The sequence below is a fragment of the Grimontia sp. SpTr1 genome (assembly GCF_947387585.1).
GTDB lineage: Bacteria > Pseudomonadota > Gammaproteobacteria > Enterobacterales > Vibrionaceae > Enterovibrio > Enterovibrio indicus.
On record NZ_CANDOD010000020.1, the window covers coordinates 82,390 to 99,800 of the forward strand.

Below are 17,411 nucleotides of genomic sequence, written 5' to 3' on the forward strand. Positions count from 1 at the left end.
GTTGTTTTTTGAAGTTATATGGCTATGACTACGGCAAGGCGGAAAAAATTCACACTGTGTGGGATATTTTTCCTTCACCAAAAGTCTTTCGGGCATAATTTAAGCAGGCTGATGACATCTCCGCCAATACGCCACTTTCCGTCGCGAAATGGTGCCAGTATAGGTGGCGGATCACACCATCGCCTGGACAAAGATCGATAAGCTCACCGGATGTCAGTTCTGGCTCAATTTGCAGACGGGGTATCAGGCAATAAGCCACGCCAAGTTTGGCCATTTTGACGAAAGCCTCGGACGAGCGAACCATATGACTTCGCCAGCCGGGAGTGGGCAGTTGAAAACGTTCAGACACAAACTGAGTGTGCATGTCATCGAAACGGTCAAACACCACAGCCGGAGCGCGACTCACCGCTTCTGCGTTCAAACCATCTGGAAAGTAGGTGGCTTTGAAGGCTGGAGTGCAAACACAAAGGTACTCCATCACCCCTAAAGATTCCGCTACGCAGCCTTTCAATGGCGTGACTTCATTGCTAATGGCAACAACAGCTTCGCCTGATCGAAGGCGATTCAGCGTGCGGCTTTCATCGTCGACGATCAGGTTGATTTCGAGTGTCTGCGCTTTCATTAACGGGGAAAGAGCTGGCAGCAGCCAGGTCGCCAGGCTGTCTGCATTGGTGGCGATAGGTACAGTAATAGGACCTGCCAGCCCTTCGGGTGTCAGCTCTGGCAGCATTTCCTTTTCAAGCAGTTGAACACGTCGGTGAAGGCCAAGCAGCTTTTTACCAATGGCGGTGGGTTGCGGAGGCGTTTCGCGAATCAATACGGGCTGTGCAACCAAAGTTTCCAGCTGTTTGATTCGCTGGGAAACGGCCGATTGGGTGATGAAAAGCGCTTCTGCGGCTTTATCAAAGCCGCCGTTGGCGATGACTGCATCCAGTGCATCCAGCCAGCGGTAATCTAATCCCTTCATCTACGTCTCATCAGTTTTGCTTATCTGTGATTAAAATTATTAGTTTTACTTACGTTTGTCACCCCTCTAATTTGTGCCTCAGCAATATTGAGGGATGTGGAGACAAAGTGATGAGTAGCAGTGTTTTATTACAAGGGTTTGGTTTAGGGCTCAGTATGATCATTCCGATCGGCGCGCAGAATGCGTTTGTCCTCAATCAAGGGATCCGCCGTCATCATCATGTTGCGACGGCGACACTTTGCTTTCTCTGCGACTTTGCTTTGATTACCCTCGGCGTTTTTGGCGGTGGTGCAATGCTTTCTAGTAATGAAACCTTGCTGAGTGTCGTGACGCTGGGAGGTACAGCTTTTCTGCTGACCTACGCTTATCAATCGCTTAAACGTGCTTGGATTGGCGAAGAGGAAAGTGCCGAGTCGGAGGGAGAAAAAACGGGCAAAGGACTTATGGCGGTATTGATTGGTGCCGCGGCAGTGACTTTGCTGAACCCCCATGTGTATTTAGATACCGTTGTAGTATTAGGTTCAATTGGCGGTCAGTTTGAACCCGCGCAGCGAACTGCCTTCGCAGTCGGCACTATGCTGGCATCAATGATCTGGTTTTATGGTATTGCATTGGGCGCTGCGAAAATGTCACCTATGCTTTCCAAGCCTAATGTGCGGAAAACCATTGATATTCTGGTTGCTGGCATGATGATTTATGTGGCATTTCTTTTGATGCAAAAATGGATGGTGGGCCTGGAGGGATAATGGCGCAGACGTTGGATGAAATCCTGAAAAAGAATATCAGTTTGATGACGCAATGTGGCGTGAGTTATCAAGAGTGGCAGCATGAACCTATTCTTGATTTTGCCACTGATGAAATCGTCGGCACACGCCTGGGTTGGACAGCAACACCCACTAAAAGCTTATTCCTCAACTTTAAGAAGGGCGGTCATGCGCTTTTGCTGACGCATCGTGATGCGAGATTGGATGGTAAGAAAATCAAAACACTGGTGGGTCAAAGACCTTCCATTGCCTCAGACGAAGAGATGATAGAAAGTCTTGGCTGTGTACCCGGGGCGGTTTGCCCGTTTGGTATGCCAGACCATATCCCCTTGATAGTCGATAGCGCGTTGTTTGAATTTGAATCTTTGATGTACACACCGGGTCCACCGGAATATACCTTTGCGTTTGCAGCGAGAGACCTCCCTGCCTTGCTGGGGGCGCTTCCCAATCCGGTTTATCACCTCAACGCCTGACCATTCTCCTGTCACTTATTTACGAAAAGCCCGCAATTCGCCGTTCTGTCGCTGGCATTGCTGGTGTGACAGGGGCGAATGTGGGATTATTACGGCTATTCTTTATGTAAGTGCCCACTGAGCCTAGACTTTGTGGGTTATGTTCTGTGTTTGGCGATGAATGCCAGACGGGTTTTATTGAGTGTGGGGAGGAAAATTCAATGCGAATGCTGACAGTCTTGCTGTTCGTATTGTTTGGATGGCTCCAGTATCACCTTTGGTGGGGCAAGAACGGGGTAGACGATTACCTTGCAGTGACCGCCGTTGCTGATTCTGTTGCTCAAGCCAACGATAAACTCCACCAACGTAACCAGCAAATGTACGCAGAAATAGCAGATCTCAAACGTGGGCAAGAAGCGATTGAAGAACGCGCCCGCAACGAACTGGGCATGATCAAGCCGGGAGAAACTTTCTTCCGGGTTGTCAGCGATTAGCCCTCTCGCCTTTTTAAGTAGAGAAACATGAATACCCCGGCCAGTGAAGAAACCTTAAGCTTGCCGCAATCTGTCGCGCCTGAGGTGGTCGCGATTGTCCCTGCGGCAGGAGTAGGAAAGCGTATGCGCGCGGACCTGCCGAAACAATACCTCACCATCGAAGACAAAACGCTGCTTGAACACACGGTGCATTACCTGCTGGAACATCCAAGCATCAATAAAGTCGTGATTGCGATTGGTGAAGAGGATGGATATTTCCATTCAACATCCCTTGGCAGTGATAAGCGTGTTGTGGTGACAACTGGTGGCAAAGAGCGCGCAGACTCCGTCTTGGCTGGCCTTCGCACAACTGATGCGGAATGGGTGATGGTGCATGATGCTGCCCGGCCTTGTGTCAGACATCAGGACATCGATGCACTGATTGCTGAGGCGACTAGTCACACCCATGGCGCTATTCTAGCCTGTCCGGTGCGAGACACCATGAAGCGCGGTACGGGCGACAACAAGATTGAAACCACAGTGTGCCGTGAGCAACTCTGGCATGCCTTAACGCCCCAAATGTTTAAGCGTGAGCAGTTACTTAATGCATTAGAAACCGCATTGGATAAATCGCTTGCAGTGACTGATGAAGCCTCCGCGATTGAGCTTACTGGTGGCGCACCTAAGCTGGTTTCTGGACATGCAGACAACATCAAGGTGACGCAGCCCGAAGATCTCGCGCTCGCCACCTTTTTCCTGGCCCAACGCAATAGCGGCCAGTGATAAGTGAGGAAGAAACATGATTCGTATTGGACACGGTTTTGACGTACACAAGTTTGGCGGTGAAGGCCCAGTGATCATTGGCGGTGTGAAAGTACCTTATGAGCAAGGACTGGTCGCGCACTCTGATGGTGATGTGGCGCTGCACGCAGTGTGTGATGCTCTGCTTGGCGCAATTGCGGCTGGCGATATTGGCCGTCATTTCCCTGATACCGACGCCGAGTGGGAAGGGGCTGACAGCCGTTTTCTGCTGCGCGATGTTTACGCCAAAGTGAAAGCAAAAGGCTATGTGATTGGTAACCTGGATGTCACCATCATGGCGCAAGCGCCAAAAATGGCACCGCATATTGATGCTATGTGTGCGGCGATTGCCCAGGATCTGGAAACGGATGTCAGCAACGTGAATGTGAAAGCGACAACCACCGAACGACTGGGGTTCACCGGCCGCAAAGAAGGCATCGCCTGTGAGGCTGTGGTGATCATCCGTAAGGATTCCAATGACTGATGTAATGAACGCACTGGCTTACCTGCATGGTCAGCCAGCAGCAACTGGCCGTCTAAAGGCCAAAGCAGAAGATTTTTTCGTTAGCGAAACACTGGATTTCACGCCTGCCGGACACGGTGAGCATTTTCTGGTACGTATCCGCAAGATTGGCGAGAACACTAAATACGTTGCTAATGAGCTGGCTAAAGCGTGTGGTGTTAAATCCCGCGATGTGAGCTGGGCTGGTCTGAAAGATCGGCACGCAGTGACGGAACAATGGTTTAGTGTGCACTTGCCAGGGCAGCCAGATCCGGATTTAAGCGAGTTTGTCGCGACACATGAAGGTGTTGATGCCATTTTGGACACTGCCCGTCACGACAAAAAACTGCGACCGGGTGATCTGATTGGTAACCGCTTCAAGTTAGTGATCACAGAATTTGACGGTGATGACGCAATAGAAGCACGCCTTGCCGACATTCGCGACCAAGGTGTACCAAACTACTTTGGCAGCCAGCGATTTGGTCGTAATGGCAACAACGTGACGTCAGCGCGTGATTGGGGTCAGGATAAATTCCGCGTACGTGATAAGAGCAAACGCAGCTTCTACCTGTCTGCGGCTCGATCATTCCTGTTCAACCAAGTGTTGTCTGCGCGGATCGAAAAGCAACTTTGTCATACGCCAATGTTGGGCGACTTACTGATCGACGACAAAGAGCAGGTCCAACTGGTGGAAGACGTCGCCTCTGCGGAAGCACAGTTGCAAAAACACGAATGGCAAATCTCCGGCCCAATGACCGGTGACAATGCACTGCCTACTCAAGGTGAGGCGCAGCAGTTTGAACAGGATATCGTAGATACTGAGCCACACCTTCTGGCAGTGATTCGTGGTAACCGCATGCGTCACGAGCGTCGCCCGTTGCTGCTCTATCCTCAGGAGATGAGCTGGCAGCATGAAGGTGACACATTAACGATTGAGTTCTCTCTGCCTGCCGGATGCTTTGCGACAGCGGTGATGCGAGAAATCATGGAAGACAAATCAGAGGGAGAATCAGATGCACATTTTGATCAGTAATGATGATGGCGTGTTTGCTGACGGCATCAATGTACTGGCAGAAGTGCTGTCTGAGATCGCGACAGTGACCGTTGTCGCCCCGGATAGAAACCGCTCTGGCGCTTCTAACTCCCTGACGCTGGAAAACCCGCTTCGACTGCGCGAAGTGGGTGAACGCCGTTATGCTGTTCAGGGCACACCGACTGACAGTGTGCATGTCGCGTTGAACGCGATAGTCACAGATAAAGTGGATTTTGTCATTACGGGGATCAATCACGGAGCCAACCTCGGTGATGATGTACTGTATTCAGGCACGGTCGCCGCTGCGACAGAAGGCTTTTTCATGGGAGTGCCTGCGATAGCCGTCTCTCTTTGCGGTAACACGCATTTCCATACAGCTGCGCAGGTGGTAAAAAAAGTGGTACTCAATGATAAAGAGATGCCATTGCCGCGCAATCGCCTGTTAAACATCAATATCCCTGACGTTCCTTTTGATGAAATTCAGGGGTGGCAGGTGACAAGACTGGGTGCGCGTCACCGTGCGGAAGACATGATCAAAGATAAAGATCCGCGTGGACAGGCGATTTATTGGATTGGCCCTCCGGGTGCAAAGCAAGATGCTGGGCCAGGCACTGATTTCTATGCCATTGAAAATAATTGTGTCTCTTTGACACCACTTCAGGTCGATCTGACAGCGCATGATACGATCGACACTCTGAATCTTTGGGTTACAAACGCAACGAAATAACAAAGGGTGACATTAGTGAATTACTCGCATTCACTTATTCAACTACTTCGCCAACAGGGAATATCAGATCAACGTGTGCTGGAAGCAATAGGACGCTTGCCGCGACATCTGTTTGTCTCTGAAGCCATGGCGCATCAAGCCTACGACAACAATGCACTGCCGATAGGCTTTGGGCAGACTATCTCGCAGCCCTATATCGTTGCGAAAATGACGGAGCTTCTGGGGCTGCGACACGACAGTCGTGTTCTAGAAGTTGGTACAGGATCGGGCTTTCAGACATGTGTGCTGGCGCAACTGGTTGAGCATGTTTATTCCGTGGAGCGAATTAAGCAGTTGCAAATGGTCGCGAAGCGCCGTTTTAAGCAGTTTGAGCTGTATAACATCTCGACAAAACATGGGGATGGTTGGCAAGGTTGGGCAAGCAAAGGTCCTTTTGACGCCATTATTGTAACAGCAGCTGCAGCAAGCATGCCTCAGGCGTTGATTGAGCAACTGGCAGACGGTGGATCCCTGATTGTACCTGTCGGGGAGAACGATCAAACCTTGTATCGTGTTACACGCAGTGGTGACGAATTTGAAACAAAAGCCATAGAAGCGGTTCGATTTGTACCACTTGTAGCTGGTGATTTGGCGTAGGTAGCTTTTGGTGACGGTGGTTTCAATTCAGTTGAAAATTTTAGTATTTCTCTCTGTGTTGGGATTATTGTCTGCATGCTCTGTGACAAGCCCTGCACCTGTCTCTAGTGTTGGCCCTGATTATGGGCAGATTGAACGTGGCAGCTACCGCGGCAGCTACTATGAGGTTCAAAAGGGCGACACTCTGTACTATATCGCTTACGTCACAGATCGTGACGTCAACGACATTATCTCTGCCAACAACCTTAGCGCACCCTATACCATTTTCCCCGGCCAGAAGCTGAACTTATGGCGGGAGAAATATGTTCCTCCAGCCTATGGTAAGAAGGACGCTAACGCAGGTGCCGCTGTGGTGGTTGCAGCGACAGCTGGTGCAGCAACGGCACCTGCAGTTGTGGCAACAACACCTCCTGCTGTTTCAGGATCTTCTGCTAAATCGGAGCAAGATAATCAAAAAATCGCTTCGCAAAAAAAGTCGGGATCGTCATCTCAAAATAAGAAAAATGTTGAACAGCAAAAAGTGAAGGAGTACAGTCAACCTGTAACAAAAAACAAACCATCTACTGATAAAACCGTTAACAAACCATCTGGTGCCCCCGAAAAACTTAGTTGGCAATGGCCTTCTAAGGGACGAGTCATCTCAGGATTCTCTAGCTCAGAGCTTGGAAATAAAGGGATCGATATCGCTGGTAACCGTGGTCAAAGCATTAACGCTTCAGCAGACGGAAAAGTGGTTTATGCAGGTAATGCGCTGCGAGGTTACGGAAACTTAATCATTATTAAACACAATGATGATTACTTAAGTGCCTATGCGCATAACGACCGCATCTTTGTTTCGGAACGTCAGAGCGTCAAAAAGGGGCAGAAAATAGCTTCTATGGGCAGCTCTGGTACAAACAGTGTCCGGTTGCACTTCGAGATTCGCTATAAAGGAAAATCGGTGAACCCGTTAAGGTATTTGCCGAAACGGTAATCCGAGACAGATCTTGCTGTACTGTCTAGCTGCTACGCCAAAATTGGGAGGCGCTATGAGTCAGAATAATACTGCAAAGAAAGTCGACGACTTGGTTGTTGAAGATGTTGACATGGAACAACTAGAAATCGAGTCTGAAGACGAAGTAGCTGAAGAGGTAGAAGAGTCCGTATCGTTTGCGGCATCCTCGAAAGCTCTCGATGCAACGCAACTCTATCTAAGCGAAATAGGTTACTCTCCTCTGCTGACAGCGGAAGAAGAAGTACTCTACGCACGTCGCGCCCTTCGCGGCGATGAAGCTGCCCGCAAACGTATGATCGAAAGTAACCTCCGTCTGGTGGTTAAAATCTCCCGTCGTTACTCTAATCGTGGTCTCGCACTTCTTGATCTGGTTGAAGAAGGCAACCTCGGTCTGATCCGTGCGGTTGAGAAATTCGATCCTGAGCGTGGTTTCCGCTTCTCTACCTACGCAACGTGGTGGATTCGTCAAACCATCGAGCGTGCCATCATGAACCAGACGCGTACTATCCGTCTGCCTATCCATGTGGTTAAAGAGCTTAACGTTTATCTGCGTACCGCCCGTGAACTGGCACAAAAGCTGGATCATGAGCCAACAGCAGAGGACATTGCCCTGCAACTCGACAAGCCAGTTGAAGATGTCAACCGCATGCTTCGCCTGAATGAGCGCATCAGTTCGGTAGATAACCCTATTGGTGGTGATTCAGAGAAAGCATTGCTGGACATCATTCCTGACGAGAAAGAAGGCGGTCCAGAGAACACCACGCAAGATGATGACATGAAAAAGTCTATCGTTCACTGGCTTCAGGAATTGAACCCTAAGCAGCGTGAAGTGCTGGCACGTCGTTTCGGCTTGCTGGGTCATGAAGCGTCAACCTTGGAAGATGTGGGTCGTGAAATTGGCCTCACACGCGAACGTGTTCGCCAAATCCAAGTTGAAGGCTTGCGTCGCTTACGTGACATGCTGACGCATCAGGGACTGAACATTGAGTCTCTGTTCAACACTGAGCACTGATAGCACCTTTTTATCAACACTTTGTGTGCTCAATAAAAAAGCCCCTTTTGGGGCTTTTCTGTTTTTATCGTCTGACGTGCCGATAAGTTATACCAATCACAGTAGGTAGCTGATCAGAAATAGCGCAGGAAAAATGCTCGAGAACAAGGCGGAAAATTTCGATAAGTAGTGATTCTACAATCAAATTTTTCAACGCAGTCATCGAGCATTTTAACAAGCTAGGATGAGCAGATATTGACTACGATTGGTATTAAAGCAGCGCTTTCAGTCGGTACAAGGCATCGAGTGCTTGTCTTGGCGTCAGGTTATCCGGCTCGACTTCAGCCAGCGCTTTTTCCACTTCACTAAGCTCTGGCAGCAGTGAAAGCTGGGCCGCGGCACTGCTGGTTGGTGTCGCTTGCTCACCTGTCACCACTTCGTGTCCGCTGGCTTCCAACTGGCGAAGCTTGGTTTTTGCTCGTTGAATCACGGTTTTGGGTACACCTGCGAGCCCTGCAACGGCAAGACCGTATGACTTACTAGCCGCGCCTTCTTGAACCGCGTGCATAAAGGCGATTTCATCGCCATGCTCTACGGCATCCAAATGCACGTTCACTAGCCCCGGCACCTGCCCGGACAATTCCGTCAGCTCAAAGTAATGGGTTGCAAACAGCGTCATCGCCTTGAGCTTTTCTGCCAGCCACTCTGCACTTGCCCATGCCAGTGAAAGACCATCATAGGTACTGGTACCGCGGCCAATCTCATCCATCAATACCAGGCTGTTTTCTGTGGCGTTATGAAGAATGTTTGCTGTCTCTGTCATTTCGACCATAAAGGTTGAGCGGCCAGAGGCCAGATCATCGGATGCACCGATACGCGTAAAGATACGGTCGACAGGACCCAGGGTGACGGATTCTGCCGGCACATAAGAGCCAATATGTGCCATCAGAGTGATCAGCGCAGTTTGACGCATGTAGGTCGATTTACCACCCATATTAGGACCCGTGATGATCAACATACGGCGGTCTGGATTGAGTGAGGTTGGGTTTGCGATAAAAGGTGCGTCCATCACTTGCTCAACCACAGGGTGGCGACCGCCAGCGATATCAATGCCACGTTGTTCAGTCAGCGTCGGGCGGCAGTAATTCAGTGACTCAGCACGTTCAGCCAGGTTAGCCAGTACATCGAGGGTGGAAAGCGCTTCAGCGGCGCGTTGCAGCTTCTCAAGATGTGGTAGCAGTTGGTCGAACAGCTCTTCCCAGAGCTTCTTCTCAAGTGCTAGTGCTTTTGACTTGGAATTGAGTACCTTGTCTTCGTGCTCTTTGAGCTCTGGGATAATGTAACGTTCAGCGTTTTTCAATGTTTGACGGCGCACGTAGTAAGGCGGCACCAGGTGACTTTGACCACGGCTGACCTGAATGTAGAAACCATGGACCTGATTGAATCCGACTTTCAACGTATCAATGTCGTGACGGTCGCGCTCACGTGCTTCCAGCTCCTCAAGATAGCGTGTGGCGCCATCAGCCAGATCGCGCCATTCATCAAGCTCCGCGTTATAGCCAGGGGCAATGACACCACCATCACGGATAACTACCGGTGGCGCTTCTACAATGGCACGCTCTAGTAGCTCAGCAAGTTCCGGCATTGGGGCGCTGGCCTGTTTCAGCGGTGCAATCGCTTCATCCTGCACCTCATCAAGCAAGCTTTCGATTTCCGGCAATTGCTGCAATGCGCCGCGGAGTCTTGCCATATCACGAGGGCGTGCAGAGCGAATCGCCAGTCGCCCCAGAATACGTTCCATATCGCCAACTGGGCGAAGTGAATTTGCCAGATCGACGTAGAGCCCTGTGTCTTTCAGAGCCGTGATGGCATCCAGACGACGGTTCACAATCTTAAAATCACGCATCGGCTGATGAAGCCAGCGCTTCAGAAGGCGACTGCCCATCGGCGTAGTGGTTCTGTCGAGGACCGAGGCAACAGTGTTCTCGAACCCACCCGACAGATTTTGGGTCAGTTCCAGGTTGCGGCGTGTGGCGGCATCCAGAATCACGGATTGGTCTTTGTTTTCTTTCACCAAAGCGCGAATGTGGGGAAGGGCGGTGCGTTGCGTGTCTTTGACGTACTGCATCAAGCAACCTGCAGCAGCAAGACCAAGCGAGCATTCTTCAACACCAAAACCGACCAAATCCCGGGTGCCGAATTGCTGGTTTAGCTGTTGTTTTGCTGTCTCTAAATCAAACTCCCAGATAGGGCGTCGGCGGCTGCCTTTGCACATGTCGGTCAGCGATGGAAATGCAAAATCTTCCGGATACAAAAGTTCGGCCGGGCGAGTGCGCTGCAATTCTGCCTGCATTTCTTCTTCTGTTGCGGGTTCACTCAGTAGGAAACGGCCAGAAGTGATATCCAGCGTGGCGTAACCAAAACGTTCTCCGTGAGCGAAAATCGCCGCAATCAGGTTATCGACGCGCTCGCTTAACAGCGCCTCATCGGAAACGGTACCTGGTGTCACAATACGGACAACTTGACGCTCAACAGGCCCCTTGCTGGTGGCTGGATCGCCGATTTGTTCACAAATCGCAACCGATTCTCCGAGCTGAACCAGACGGGCGAGGTATCCTTCTACAGAATGGTACGGAACGCCTGCCATCGGAATCGGTTCACCGGCTGAGGCACCGCGTTTGGTCAGAGAGATATCAAGCAACTGGGATGCGCGTTTAGCATCGTCATAAAACAGCTCGTAGAAATCACCCATTCGGTAGAAAAGAAGTTCTTCGGGATGCTGCGCTTTGATTTTCAGAAATTGCTGCATCATCGGCGTGTGATTTGCTGTCGCTTGTACTGTCACTATCTGGCCTGCAAAATTACAAAGATAAGAGAAGGCAACAAGGATACGTGAATCGCGATGAATGGGTAAAGTATCGATCTCGCGATGATGTAAAAACAAGGCCGTAAGAGGACATCATGGAGCAACTCGTTAAGCTGGCAACACAAATAGGTGAAAGACTGAAAGCGTCGAACCAAACGGTGACAACGGCAGAATCCTGCACAGGCGGCGGTATCTCCTATGTACTGACCGAGGTGGCAGGGAGCTCTGCGTGGTTTGAACGTGCCTTTGTGACCTATAGCAATGACGCTAAGCGTGAATTGGTCGGTGTGGCAACAGACACGCTGGTGGATCATGGCGCCGTCAGTGAAGAGGTGGTTGCGGAAATGGCGGCAGGGGCACTGAAAGCTGCCAATGCTGGTTTTGCGTTGGCCGTCAGCGGTATTGCAGGCCCCACCGGTGGCAGTGAAGAAAAGCCAGTCGGTATGGTGTGCTTTGGTTGGGCAACCAGCAAAGGTACTGTCACAGAAACCTGTTTGTTCGATGGTGATAGGCATGAAATTCGCCGCAATACCATTGCACATAGTCTGTGCCGCTTACTCTCTTATTTAGAAAGCGAAAAACCGGAGCAGTAACACGAAAAGCGAAGAAAAATTTTATACAGGGCTAGACACTGTATAAATGGACAGTATACTTAGCATCAATTAAACAGTTATCTGAGCGATTATTGCTTCCGTTGGAGAATCAAATGGACGACAACAAACAGAAGGCGTTAGCCGCAGCCCTGGGACAGATTGAAAAACAATTCGGTAAAGGTTCGATCATGCGTCTGGGTGATGACCGCACGATGGACATTGAAACCGTTTCTACTGGCTCTCTGTCTCTGGATATTGCGCTGGGCGCAGGCGGTCTGCCATACGGCCGTATTGTTGAAATCTATGGTCCTGAGTCTTCAGGTAAAACCACTCTGACACTGCAAGTTATTGCAGAAGCACAAAAGCAAGGCAAAACCTGTGCGTTTATCGATGCGGAGCACGCACTGGACCCTGTATATGCACGCAAACTGCACGTCGACATCGACAACCTGCTGGTGTCCCAGCCAGACACTGGTGAGCAGGCGCTGGAAATTGCTGACGCACTGACGCGTTCGGGTGCAGTTGACGTTATCATCATTGACTCCGTGGCGGCACTGACGCCGAAAGCGGAAATTGAAGGTGAGATGGGTGACTCTCACATGGGTCTGCAGGCACGTATGCTTTCTCAGGCGATGCGTAAACTGACGGCGAACATCAAAAACAGCAACACCCTGATGATTTTCATCAACCAAATCCGTATGAAGATTGGTGTGATGTTCGGTAACCCAGAAACCACTACTGGTGGTAATGCACTGAAATTCTATGCTTCTGTTCGTCTTGATATCCGTCGTATCGGCTCTATCAAAGAAGGCGACGAAGTAGTGGGTAACGATACCCGCGTGAAAGTTGTGAAAAACAAGATTGCAGCACCGTTTAAACAAGCTGAATTCCAAATCATGTACGGTGAAGGTATCAACCTTTACGGTGAGCTGATTGACCTGGGTGTGAAACACAAGCTGGTTGAGAAAGCTGGTGCATGGTACAGCTACAACGGCGATAAGATTGGCCAGGGTAAAGCAAACGCATGTCGATTCTTGAAAGAGAATCCAGAAATCGCGAAAGAATTGGATAAGACTCTGCGCGATATGCTGCTGCAAACCGGCCAGCCACAAGCAGAGAGCAATGACGCTGAATTGCCTGAAGAGGAAGCGTTCTGAGTTTAACTGCAAAAGAATTGGCGGTGGGCATGCTGTCCCGCCGCGACCATTCTGAACTGGAGCTGCGTCAGAAACTGGCGCAGCGTCAGTGCCCTCCTGAAGAAATCGATGCCGCAATAGAACACTGTCTTTTCCACAATTGGCTGGATGATAAACGTTTTGCCGAAATGCTGCTTCGCCATGGGGCCTCGAAAGGTCATGGCTGGCAACGCATATGCTTTGACGCTAAACGAAAGGGCATCAGCACGTCATTGTTGGAAATTGCGCAAGAAAACCAACAGCATGATTGGTTCGAGTTGGCAAAAGATCTGGCCAAACGCCGTTTCGGTAATTACGACGGCACCTTACCGACGGTAGATTTCAAGCAACGCGCCAAATGGACCCGTTACCTGCAAAGTCGCGGTTTCAGCTTCGACCAAATCAGCTACGCCCTCTCGAAAGACGACTAAAACCCAGCGATTGCAGGCATAGTCTGCGATCTATCTTGTTTATGCCTCTTTTCGCAATTGGTCAGGTTGTTTACAATGACCGCCAATTGACTCTGATCACGTCGCCTGTTACGCGACGCAGTGATTACTACAACTCCAATTTTCAGGATTAGCCAATGTACATGAGCACCGACGAGATCCGCCGCGCGTTTCTCGAATTCTTTGAAAGCAAAGGGCACACTATCGTGCCTAGCTCATCGCTCGTGCCTGCCAACGACCCAACGCTGTTGTTCACAAACGCAGGTATGAACCAGTTTAAAGATTGCTTCCTAGGCCTAGAAAAACGTGCCTATACCCGAGCGACAACAGCGCAGCGCTGTGTACGTGCCGGTGGTAAGCATAACGACCTGGAAAACGTAGGCTTCACTGCCCGTCACCACACTTTCTTTGAAATGCTGGGTAACTTCAGCTTCGGTGATTACTTCAAAGAAGATGCCATCGCCTTTGCGTGGGAATTCTTGACTGAAGTACTGCAACTGCCAAAAGACCGCCTGATGGTGACGGTTTACGAAACAGACGACGAAGCGTTCGCGTTGTGGAACGAGAAAATCGGCATCCCAGCTGACCGTATCGTTCGCATTGGTGACAAGAAAGGCGGTAAGCCATACGAGTCAGATAACTTCTGGCAGATGGGTGACACTGGTCCTTGTGGTCCATGTACTGAAATCTTCTACGATCACGGTGACCACATTTGGGGTGGTCCTCCAGGCTCTCCAGAAGAAGATGGCGACCGCTTCATTGAAATTTGGAATAACGTATTCATGCAGTACAACCGTCATGCCGATGGCACGATGGAACCACTGCCTAAGCCTTCTGTTGATACAGGTATGGGTATCGAGCGTATTGCTGCGATCATGCAGGGCGTTCACTCAAACTATGAAATCGACATCTTCCAAACCCTGATCAAATCAGCAGCGGAAGTGATTGGCTACGAAGACCTGTCTAACCAGTCTCTGCGTGTTGTGGCTGACCACATCCGTTCATGTGCATTCCTGATTGTTGATGGCGTCATGCCTTCAAACGAAGGTCGTGGCTACGTTCTGCGTCGTATTATTCGTCGTGCAGTTCGCCACGGTAACAAGCTGGGCGCAACAGGCTCTTACTTCTACAAGCTCGTAGGCCCTCTGGCTGAGATCATGGGTACCGCAGGTGAAGAGCTGAAGAGCCAGCAAGCAATGGTCGAGAAAGTGCTGAAGATTGAAGAAGAAAACTTCGGTCGCACACTGGATCGCGGCATGGCAATTCTGAACGATGCATTGGAAGCGCTGGATGGCAAAGTGCTGGACGGTGAAACTGTCTTCAAACTTTACGATACCTACGGCTTCCCAGCTGACCTGACTAACGACGTGGCACGTGAGCGTGGCTTCACTATTGATGAAGAAGGCTTTGAGTCAGCGATGGAAGAGCAGCGCCAACGCGCGCGTGAAGCAGGCCAATTTGGTACTGACTACAACTCAGTGATCAAAGTTGAAGGTAACTCTGAGTTCACCGGTTACGGTGCGACGGAAGGCAAAGGCTTGATCACGGACATCTTTGTTGATGGTATGGCGTCAGAGACGCTGGCAACAGCAGACGAAGCTGTGATCATCATGGACCAAACGCCGTTTTACGCAGAATCAGGCGGCCAGTGCGGTGATGCGGGCTTCCTGATGACAGATTCGGGCAAGTTCGAAGTTATCGATACCCAAAAATACGGCGCGGCTATTGGTCTTCGCGGTAAGTTGGTTGATGGCATGCTGAGCGTTGGCGACAACGTGGAGGCAAAAGTGAATGCAGAGCGTCGTCAGGCGATTGCGCTGAACCACTCAGCCACCCACTTGCTGCACGAAGCGCTGCGCATCGTATTGGGCGAGCACGTTCAACAGAAAGGTTCTTTGGTTCGTGCTGAAGGCCTGCGTTTTGACTTCTCTCACCTTGAAGCGGTGAAACCAGAAGAGCTGCGTGCCGTTGAGAAATTGGTGAACGAACAAATTCGCCGTAACCACGACGTGTCTACTGAAATCATGGACATCGAATCGGCAAAAGCGAAAGGTGCAATGGCACTGTTCGGCGAGAAGTACGACGACAATGTTCGCGTACTGACCATGGGCGATTTCTCTATCGAACTGTGTGGTGGTACTCATGCCAATCGTACTGGTGATATTGGTATGCTCAAGATCGTTTCTGAAGGCGGTATCGCAGCAGGTGTACGTCGTATTGAAGCAGTAACGGGTCAAGGTGCAGAAGATGCGTTCTATAGCCAGCAGCAAGAGTTTGCGAAGAAGGTGTCTGAATCTCAGAGCCGTGCGAAATCTCTGGAAAAAGAAATCCAGCAGCTGAAAGAAAAACTGGCGGCTCAGGAAAGCGCAAGCCTGATCAACAAAGTACAGGATATCAACGGTATCAAAGTACTGATCAGCAAGCTAGACGGCGCGGATAACAAAGCATTGCGTACTATGGTTGATGATTTGAAAAACCAAATGGGTAGCGGTGTGGTGTTCCTGGGTAATGTGTCTGACGACAAAGTGGGCCTGATTGCCGGTGTCACCAAAGATCTGACCGACAAAGTGAAAGCGGGTGAGCTGGTCAACATGGTGGCACAGCAAGTCGGCGGTAAAGGCGGTGGTCGTCCTGATATGGCACAGGCAGGTGGTTCTGATACTGCGGCACTGCCAGCGGCTATGGAAACGGTTGCTCCTTGGCTGACAGAGCGCCTTTAAGCGCTATTCAACGCCGTTAAGTTGATGTAAAGAAAGGCTTCCGATGGAAGCCTTTTTTCTTTCCATGACTAAGATAAGTTTATTCTTTGCACTTTTTTTTTAACTCTGTATAGTGCATCGCCTTAATGTGTGTGTGGCTATGTTTTATTCGCTGCATGCACCTGATTTTTGCCCGGTAGGATGAACTTTTCCCGCCTCGCAGTATCTGACAACGTGATCTTCTGGGCACAGGGGTCACAATGTCTGGATTCGGTATGCGAAATCTCATTGGTTAACTGGAGTTAGCTAAAGAAATAAGCCATATTGAAAGGCCAGACGGGCGCTTGGAGAACATAGCAGGCGCTCGCAAAGGATGCTCGCAAGGAAGGAAAGTAGTTGAAAGTCCATCTCGGAGCTTACGCTGCCGTGTGAGTTTACCTCGTGCAGTTAGAAGACCAAACAGACTCAACGAATAAGAAAGTTGTAAATACTCAAGGAGTAGAAGAATGCTGATTTTGACTCGTCGCGTGGGTGAAACGCTGATGATTGGTGATGAAGTGACTGTTACCGTGCTGGGCGTAAAAGGTAACCAGGTACGCATTGGTGTGAACGCACCTAAAGAAGTGTCTGTTCACCGCGAAGAAATTTACATGCGTATACAGGCAGAGAAGGGCAACCCTGCGCCAACTGGCGGTAACTTCTAAGCACCGCGTATTTAAGTTTTCAGAAAGGCCGAACATAGACTCGGCCTTTTCTTTATCTAAACGCATTTAAACTGACGATCCAATGCCCCAGAAAGACTGCCAGACTATGGTTTTTTAAGGTGGTCAGGTTGTTCATTTAAAACACAATTGGTGGCAGTTTTGCCTCGCCAAAGCGGCAAATGGCGGAGAAGTGTGCAAACGCAACGAGATTGCAGATTTTTCCCGATAAAGTGTTTGACTTATTCTTGGCTCAAAGTAATATGTGCCTCCGCAAGACGGTGAGGTGGCCGAGAGGCTGAAGGCGCTCCCCTGCTAAGGGAGTATGCGGTTTATAGCCGCATCGAGGGTTCGAATCCCTCCTTCACCGCCATTTCTTGCACTGCGCGACCGTAGCTCAGCTGGATAGAGTACCTGGCTACGAACCAGGCGGTCGGAGGTTCGAATCCTCCCGGTCGCGCCATTATTTTCGTTTTTTGGTCGATGCCAAAAAACAAGCCCGAATTGTTGTGCGCTCGTAGCTCAGCTGGATAGAGTACCTGGCTACGAACCAGGCGGTCGGAGGTTCGAATCCTCCCGAGCGCGCCA

General features: G+C 50.3%; 17 protein-coding genes and 3 tRNA genes. 18 read left to right on the forward strand and 2 right to left on the reverse strand.

The features are described from left to right. Window positions 1–49 precede the first annotated feature (49 nt). Complete coding sequence (locus QL223_RS22260) at window positions 50–967, reverse strand: LysR family transcriptional regulator ArgP (RefSeq protein ID WP_281546004.1); 918 nt, start codon at window positions 965–967, stop codon at window positions 50–52. A gap of 110 nt (window positions 968–1,077) precedes the next feature. Here QL223_RS22260 and QL223_RS22265 point away from each other — a divergent pair, with 110 nt between their 5' ends. The 10 genes from QL223_RS22265 to rpoS all read left to right on the forward strand — a co-directional run bounded on the left by QL223_RS22265 (window position 1,078) and on the right by rpoS (window position 8,361). Continuing rightward, a complete protein-coding gene (locus tag QL223_RS22265; protein WP_281546005.1) occupies window positions 1,078–1,713 on the forward strand; it encodes a LysE/ArgO family amino acid transporter in 636 nt (211 codons plus the stop codon). Then, window positions 1,713–2,204: a YbaK/EbsC family protein gene (locus QL223_RS22270; RefSeq protein WP_281546006.1), complete on the forward strand. Its 492-nt coding sequence runs from the start codon at window positions 1,713–1,715 to the stop codon at window positions 2,202–2,204. The genes QL223_RS22265 and QL223_RS22270 overlap by 1 nt, the downstream gene beginning before the upstream one ends. Window positions 2,205–2,404: 200 nt before the next feature. Continuing rightward, window positions 2,405–2,677 (forward strand): cell division protein FtsB, encoded by a 273-nt coding sequence (gene ftsB / locus QL223_RS22275; protein ID WP_002537577.1) that lies wholly within the window; start codon window positions 2,405–2,407, stop codon window positions 2,675–2,677. Between the two features lie 27 nt (window positions 2,678–2,704). After that, window positions 2,705–3,439 carry a 2-C-methyl-D-erythritol 4-phosphate cytidylyltransferase gene (gene ispD / locus QL223_RS22280; RefSeq protein WP_281546007.1) on the forward strand — a complete coding sequence of 245 codons (735 nt, stop codon included), beginning with the start codon at window positions 2,705–2,707 and terminating at the stop codon, window positions 3,437–3,439. 16 nt (window positions 3,440–3,455) lie between these two features. After that, complete coding sequence (gene ispF, locus QL223_RS22285) at window positions 3,456–3,941, forward strand: 2-C-methyl-D-erythritol 2,4-cyclodiphosphate synthase (protein ID WP_002537579.1); 486 nt, start codon at window positions 3,456–3,458, stop codon at window positions 3,939–3,941. Then, complete coding sequence (gene truD / locus QL223_RS22290; RefSeq protein ID WP_281546008.1) at window positions 3,934–4,992, forward strand: tRNA pseudouridine(13) synthase TruD; 1,059 nt, start codon at window positions 3,934–3,936, stop codon at window positions 4,990–4,992. The genes ispF and truD overlap by 8 nt, the downstream gene beginning before the upstream one ends. After that, window positions 4,973–5,719, forward strand: coding sequence for a 5'/3'-nucleotidase SurE (gene surE / locus QL223_RS22295; protein WP_281546009.1), 747 nt, complete (start codon window positions 4,973–4,975; stop codon window positions 5,717–5,719). The genes truD and surE overlap by 20 nt, the downstream gene beginning before the upstream one ends. A gap of 15 nt (window positions 5,720–5,734) precedes the next feature. Further along, window positions 5,735–6,355 carry a protein-L-isoaspartate(D-aspartate) O-methyltransferase gene (locus QL223_RS22300; RefSeq protein ID WP_165018321.1) on the forward strand — a complete coding sequence of 207 codons (621 nt, stop codon included), beginning with the start codon at window positions 5,735–5,737 and terminating at the stop codon, window positions 6,353–6,355. A gap of 10 nt (window positions 6,356–6,365) precedes the next feature. Then, window positions 6,366–7,328 carry a murein hydrolase activator NlpD gene (gene nlpD / locus QL223_RS22305; RefSeq protein ID WP_281546010.1) on the forward strand — a complete coding sequence of 321 codons (963 nt, stop codon included), beginning with the start codon at window positions 6,366–6,368 and terminating at the stop codon, window positions 7,326–7,328. A 55-nt stretch (window positions 7,329–7,383) separates the two neighbouring features. Beyond that, the gene (rpoS, locus tag QL223_RS22310) at window positions 7,384–8,361 is read left to right on the forward strand and encodes an RNA polymerase sigma factor RpoS (RefSeq protein WP_002537585.1); all 978 of its coding nucleotides are present in this window, start codon (window positions 7,384–7,386) and stop codon (window positions 8,359–8,361) included. A gap of 250 nt (window positions 8,362–8,611) precedes the next feature. Here rpoS and mutS read toward each other — a convergent pair whose 3' ends face one another. Next, window positions 8,612–11,185, reverse strand: coding sequence for a DNA mismatch repair protein MutS (gene mutS / locus QL223_RS22315; RefSeq protein WP_281546011.1), 2,574 nt, complete (start codon window positions 11,183–11,185; stop codon window positions 8,612–8,614). A 116-nt stretch (window positions 11,186–11,301) separates the two neighbouring features. Here mutS and pncC point away from each other — a divergent pair, with 116 nt between their 5' ends. From pncC to QL223_RS22355, 8 genes are all read left to right on the forward strand, one after another. Next, complete coding sequence (gene pncC, locus QL223_RS22320; RefSeq protein WP_281546012.1) at window positions 11,302–11,799, forward strand: nicotinamide-nucleotide amidase; 498 nt, start codon at window positions 11,302–11,304, stop codon at window positions 11,797–11,799. Between the two features lie 113 nt (window positions 11,800–11,912). Next, window positions 11,913–12,956 (forward strand): recombinase RecA, encoded by a 1,044-nt coding sequence (gene recA / locus QL223_RS22325; protein WP_281546013.1) that lies wholly within the window; start codon window positions 11,913–11,915, stop codon window positions 12,954–12,956. A gap of 29 nt (window positions 12,957–12,985) precedes the next feature. Beyond that, window positions 12,986–13,405, forward strand: a complete 420-nt coding sequence (locus QL223_RS22330) for a regulatory protein RecX (RefSeq protein ID WP_205744019.1) — start codon at window positions 12,986–12,988, stop codon at window positions 13,403–13,405. A gap of 155 nt (window positions 13,406–13,560) precedes the next feature. Beyond that, entirely contained in the window at window positions 13,561–16,143 is a 2,583-nt protein-coding gene (gene alaS, locus QL223_RS22335) for an alanine--tRNA ligase (RefSeq protein WP_281546014.1), read from the forward strand. A gap of 485 nt (window positions 16,144–16,628) precedes the next feature. Then, window positions 16,629–16,826 carry a carbon storage regulator CsrA gene (gene csrA / locus QL223_RS22340; RefSeq protein ID WP_002537591.1) on the forward strand — a complete coding sequence of 66 codons (198 nt, stop codon included), beginning with the start codon at window positions 16,629–16,631 and terminating at the stop codon, window positions 16,824–16,826. A 277-nt stretch (window positions 16,827–17,103) separates the two neighbouring features. Further along, window positions 17,104–17,196: transfer RNA gene (locus tag QL223_RS22345), tRNA-Ser, on the forward strand. A 13-nt stretch (window positions 17,197–17,209) separates the two neighbouring features. Beyond that, a tRNA-Arg gene (locus QL223_RS22350) sits at window positions 17,210–17,286 on the forward strand. Window positions 17,287–17,334: 48 nt separating this feature from the next. Next, window positions 17,335–17,411, forward strand: a tRNA-Arg gene (locus tag QL223_RS22355).

Excerpts from the sequence above, each read along its gene's own strand:
- QL223_RS22260 (WP_281546004.1), bottom strand. The coding sequence starts at position 967 with ATGAAGGGATTAGATTACCGCTGGCTGGATGCACTGGATGCAGTCATC.
- QL223_RS22265 (WP_281546005.1), top strand. The coding sequence starts at position 1,078 with ATGAGTAGCAGTGTTTTATTACAAGGGTTTGGTTTAGGGCTCAGTATG.
- QL223_RS22270 (WP_281546006.1), top strand. The coding sequence starts at position 1,713 with ATGGCGCAGACGTTGGATGAAATCCTGAAAAAGAATATCAGTTTGATG.
- ftsB (WP_002537577.1), top strand. The coding sequence starts at position 2,405 with ATGCGAATGCTGACAGTCTTGCTGTTCGTATTGTTTGGATGGCTCCAG.
- ispD (WP_281546007.1), top strand. The coding sequence starts at position 2,705 with ATGAATACCCCGGCCAGTGAAGAAACCTTAAGCTTGCCGCAATCTGTC.
- ispF (WP_002537579.1), top strand. The coding sequence starts at position 3,456 with ATGATTCGTATTGGACACGGTTTTGACGTACACAAGTTTGGCGGTGAA.
- truD (WP_281546008.1), top strand. The coding sequence starts at position 3,934 with ATGACTGATGTAATGAACGCACTGGCTTACCTGCATGGTCAGCCAGCA.
- surE (WP_281546009.1), top strand. The coding sequence starts at position 4,973 with ATGCACATTTTGATCAGTAATGATGATGGCGTGTTTGCTGACGGCATC.
- rpoS (WP_002537585.1), top strand. The coding sequence starts at position 7,384 with ATGAGTCAGAATAATACTGCAAAGAAAGTCGACGACTTGGTTGTTGAA.
- pncC (WP_281546012.1), top strand. The coding sequence starts at position 11,302 with ATGGAGCAACTCGTTAAGCTGGCAACACAAATAGGTGAAAGACTGAAA.
- recA (WP_281546013.1), top strand. The coding sequence starts at position 11,913 with ATGGACGACAACAAACAGAAGGCGTTAGCCGCAGCCCTGGGACAGATT.
- QL223_RS22330 (WP_205744019.1), top strand. The coding sequence starts at position 12,986 with ATGCTGTCCCGCCGCGACCATTCTGAACTGGAGCTGCGTCAGAAACTG.
- alaS (WP_281546014.1), top strand. The coding sequence starts at position 13,561 with ATGTACATGAGCACCGACGAGATCCGCCGCGCGTTTCTCGAATTCTTT.
- csrA (WP_002537591.1), top strand. The coding sequence starts at position 16,629 with ATGCTGATTTTGACTCGTCGCGTGGGTGAAACGCTGATGATTGGTGAT.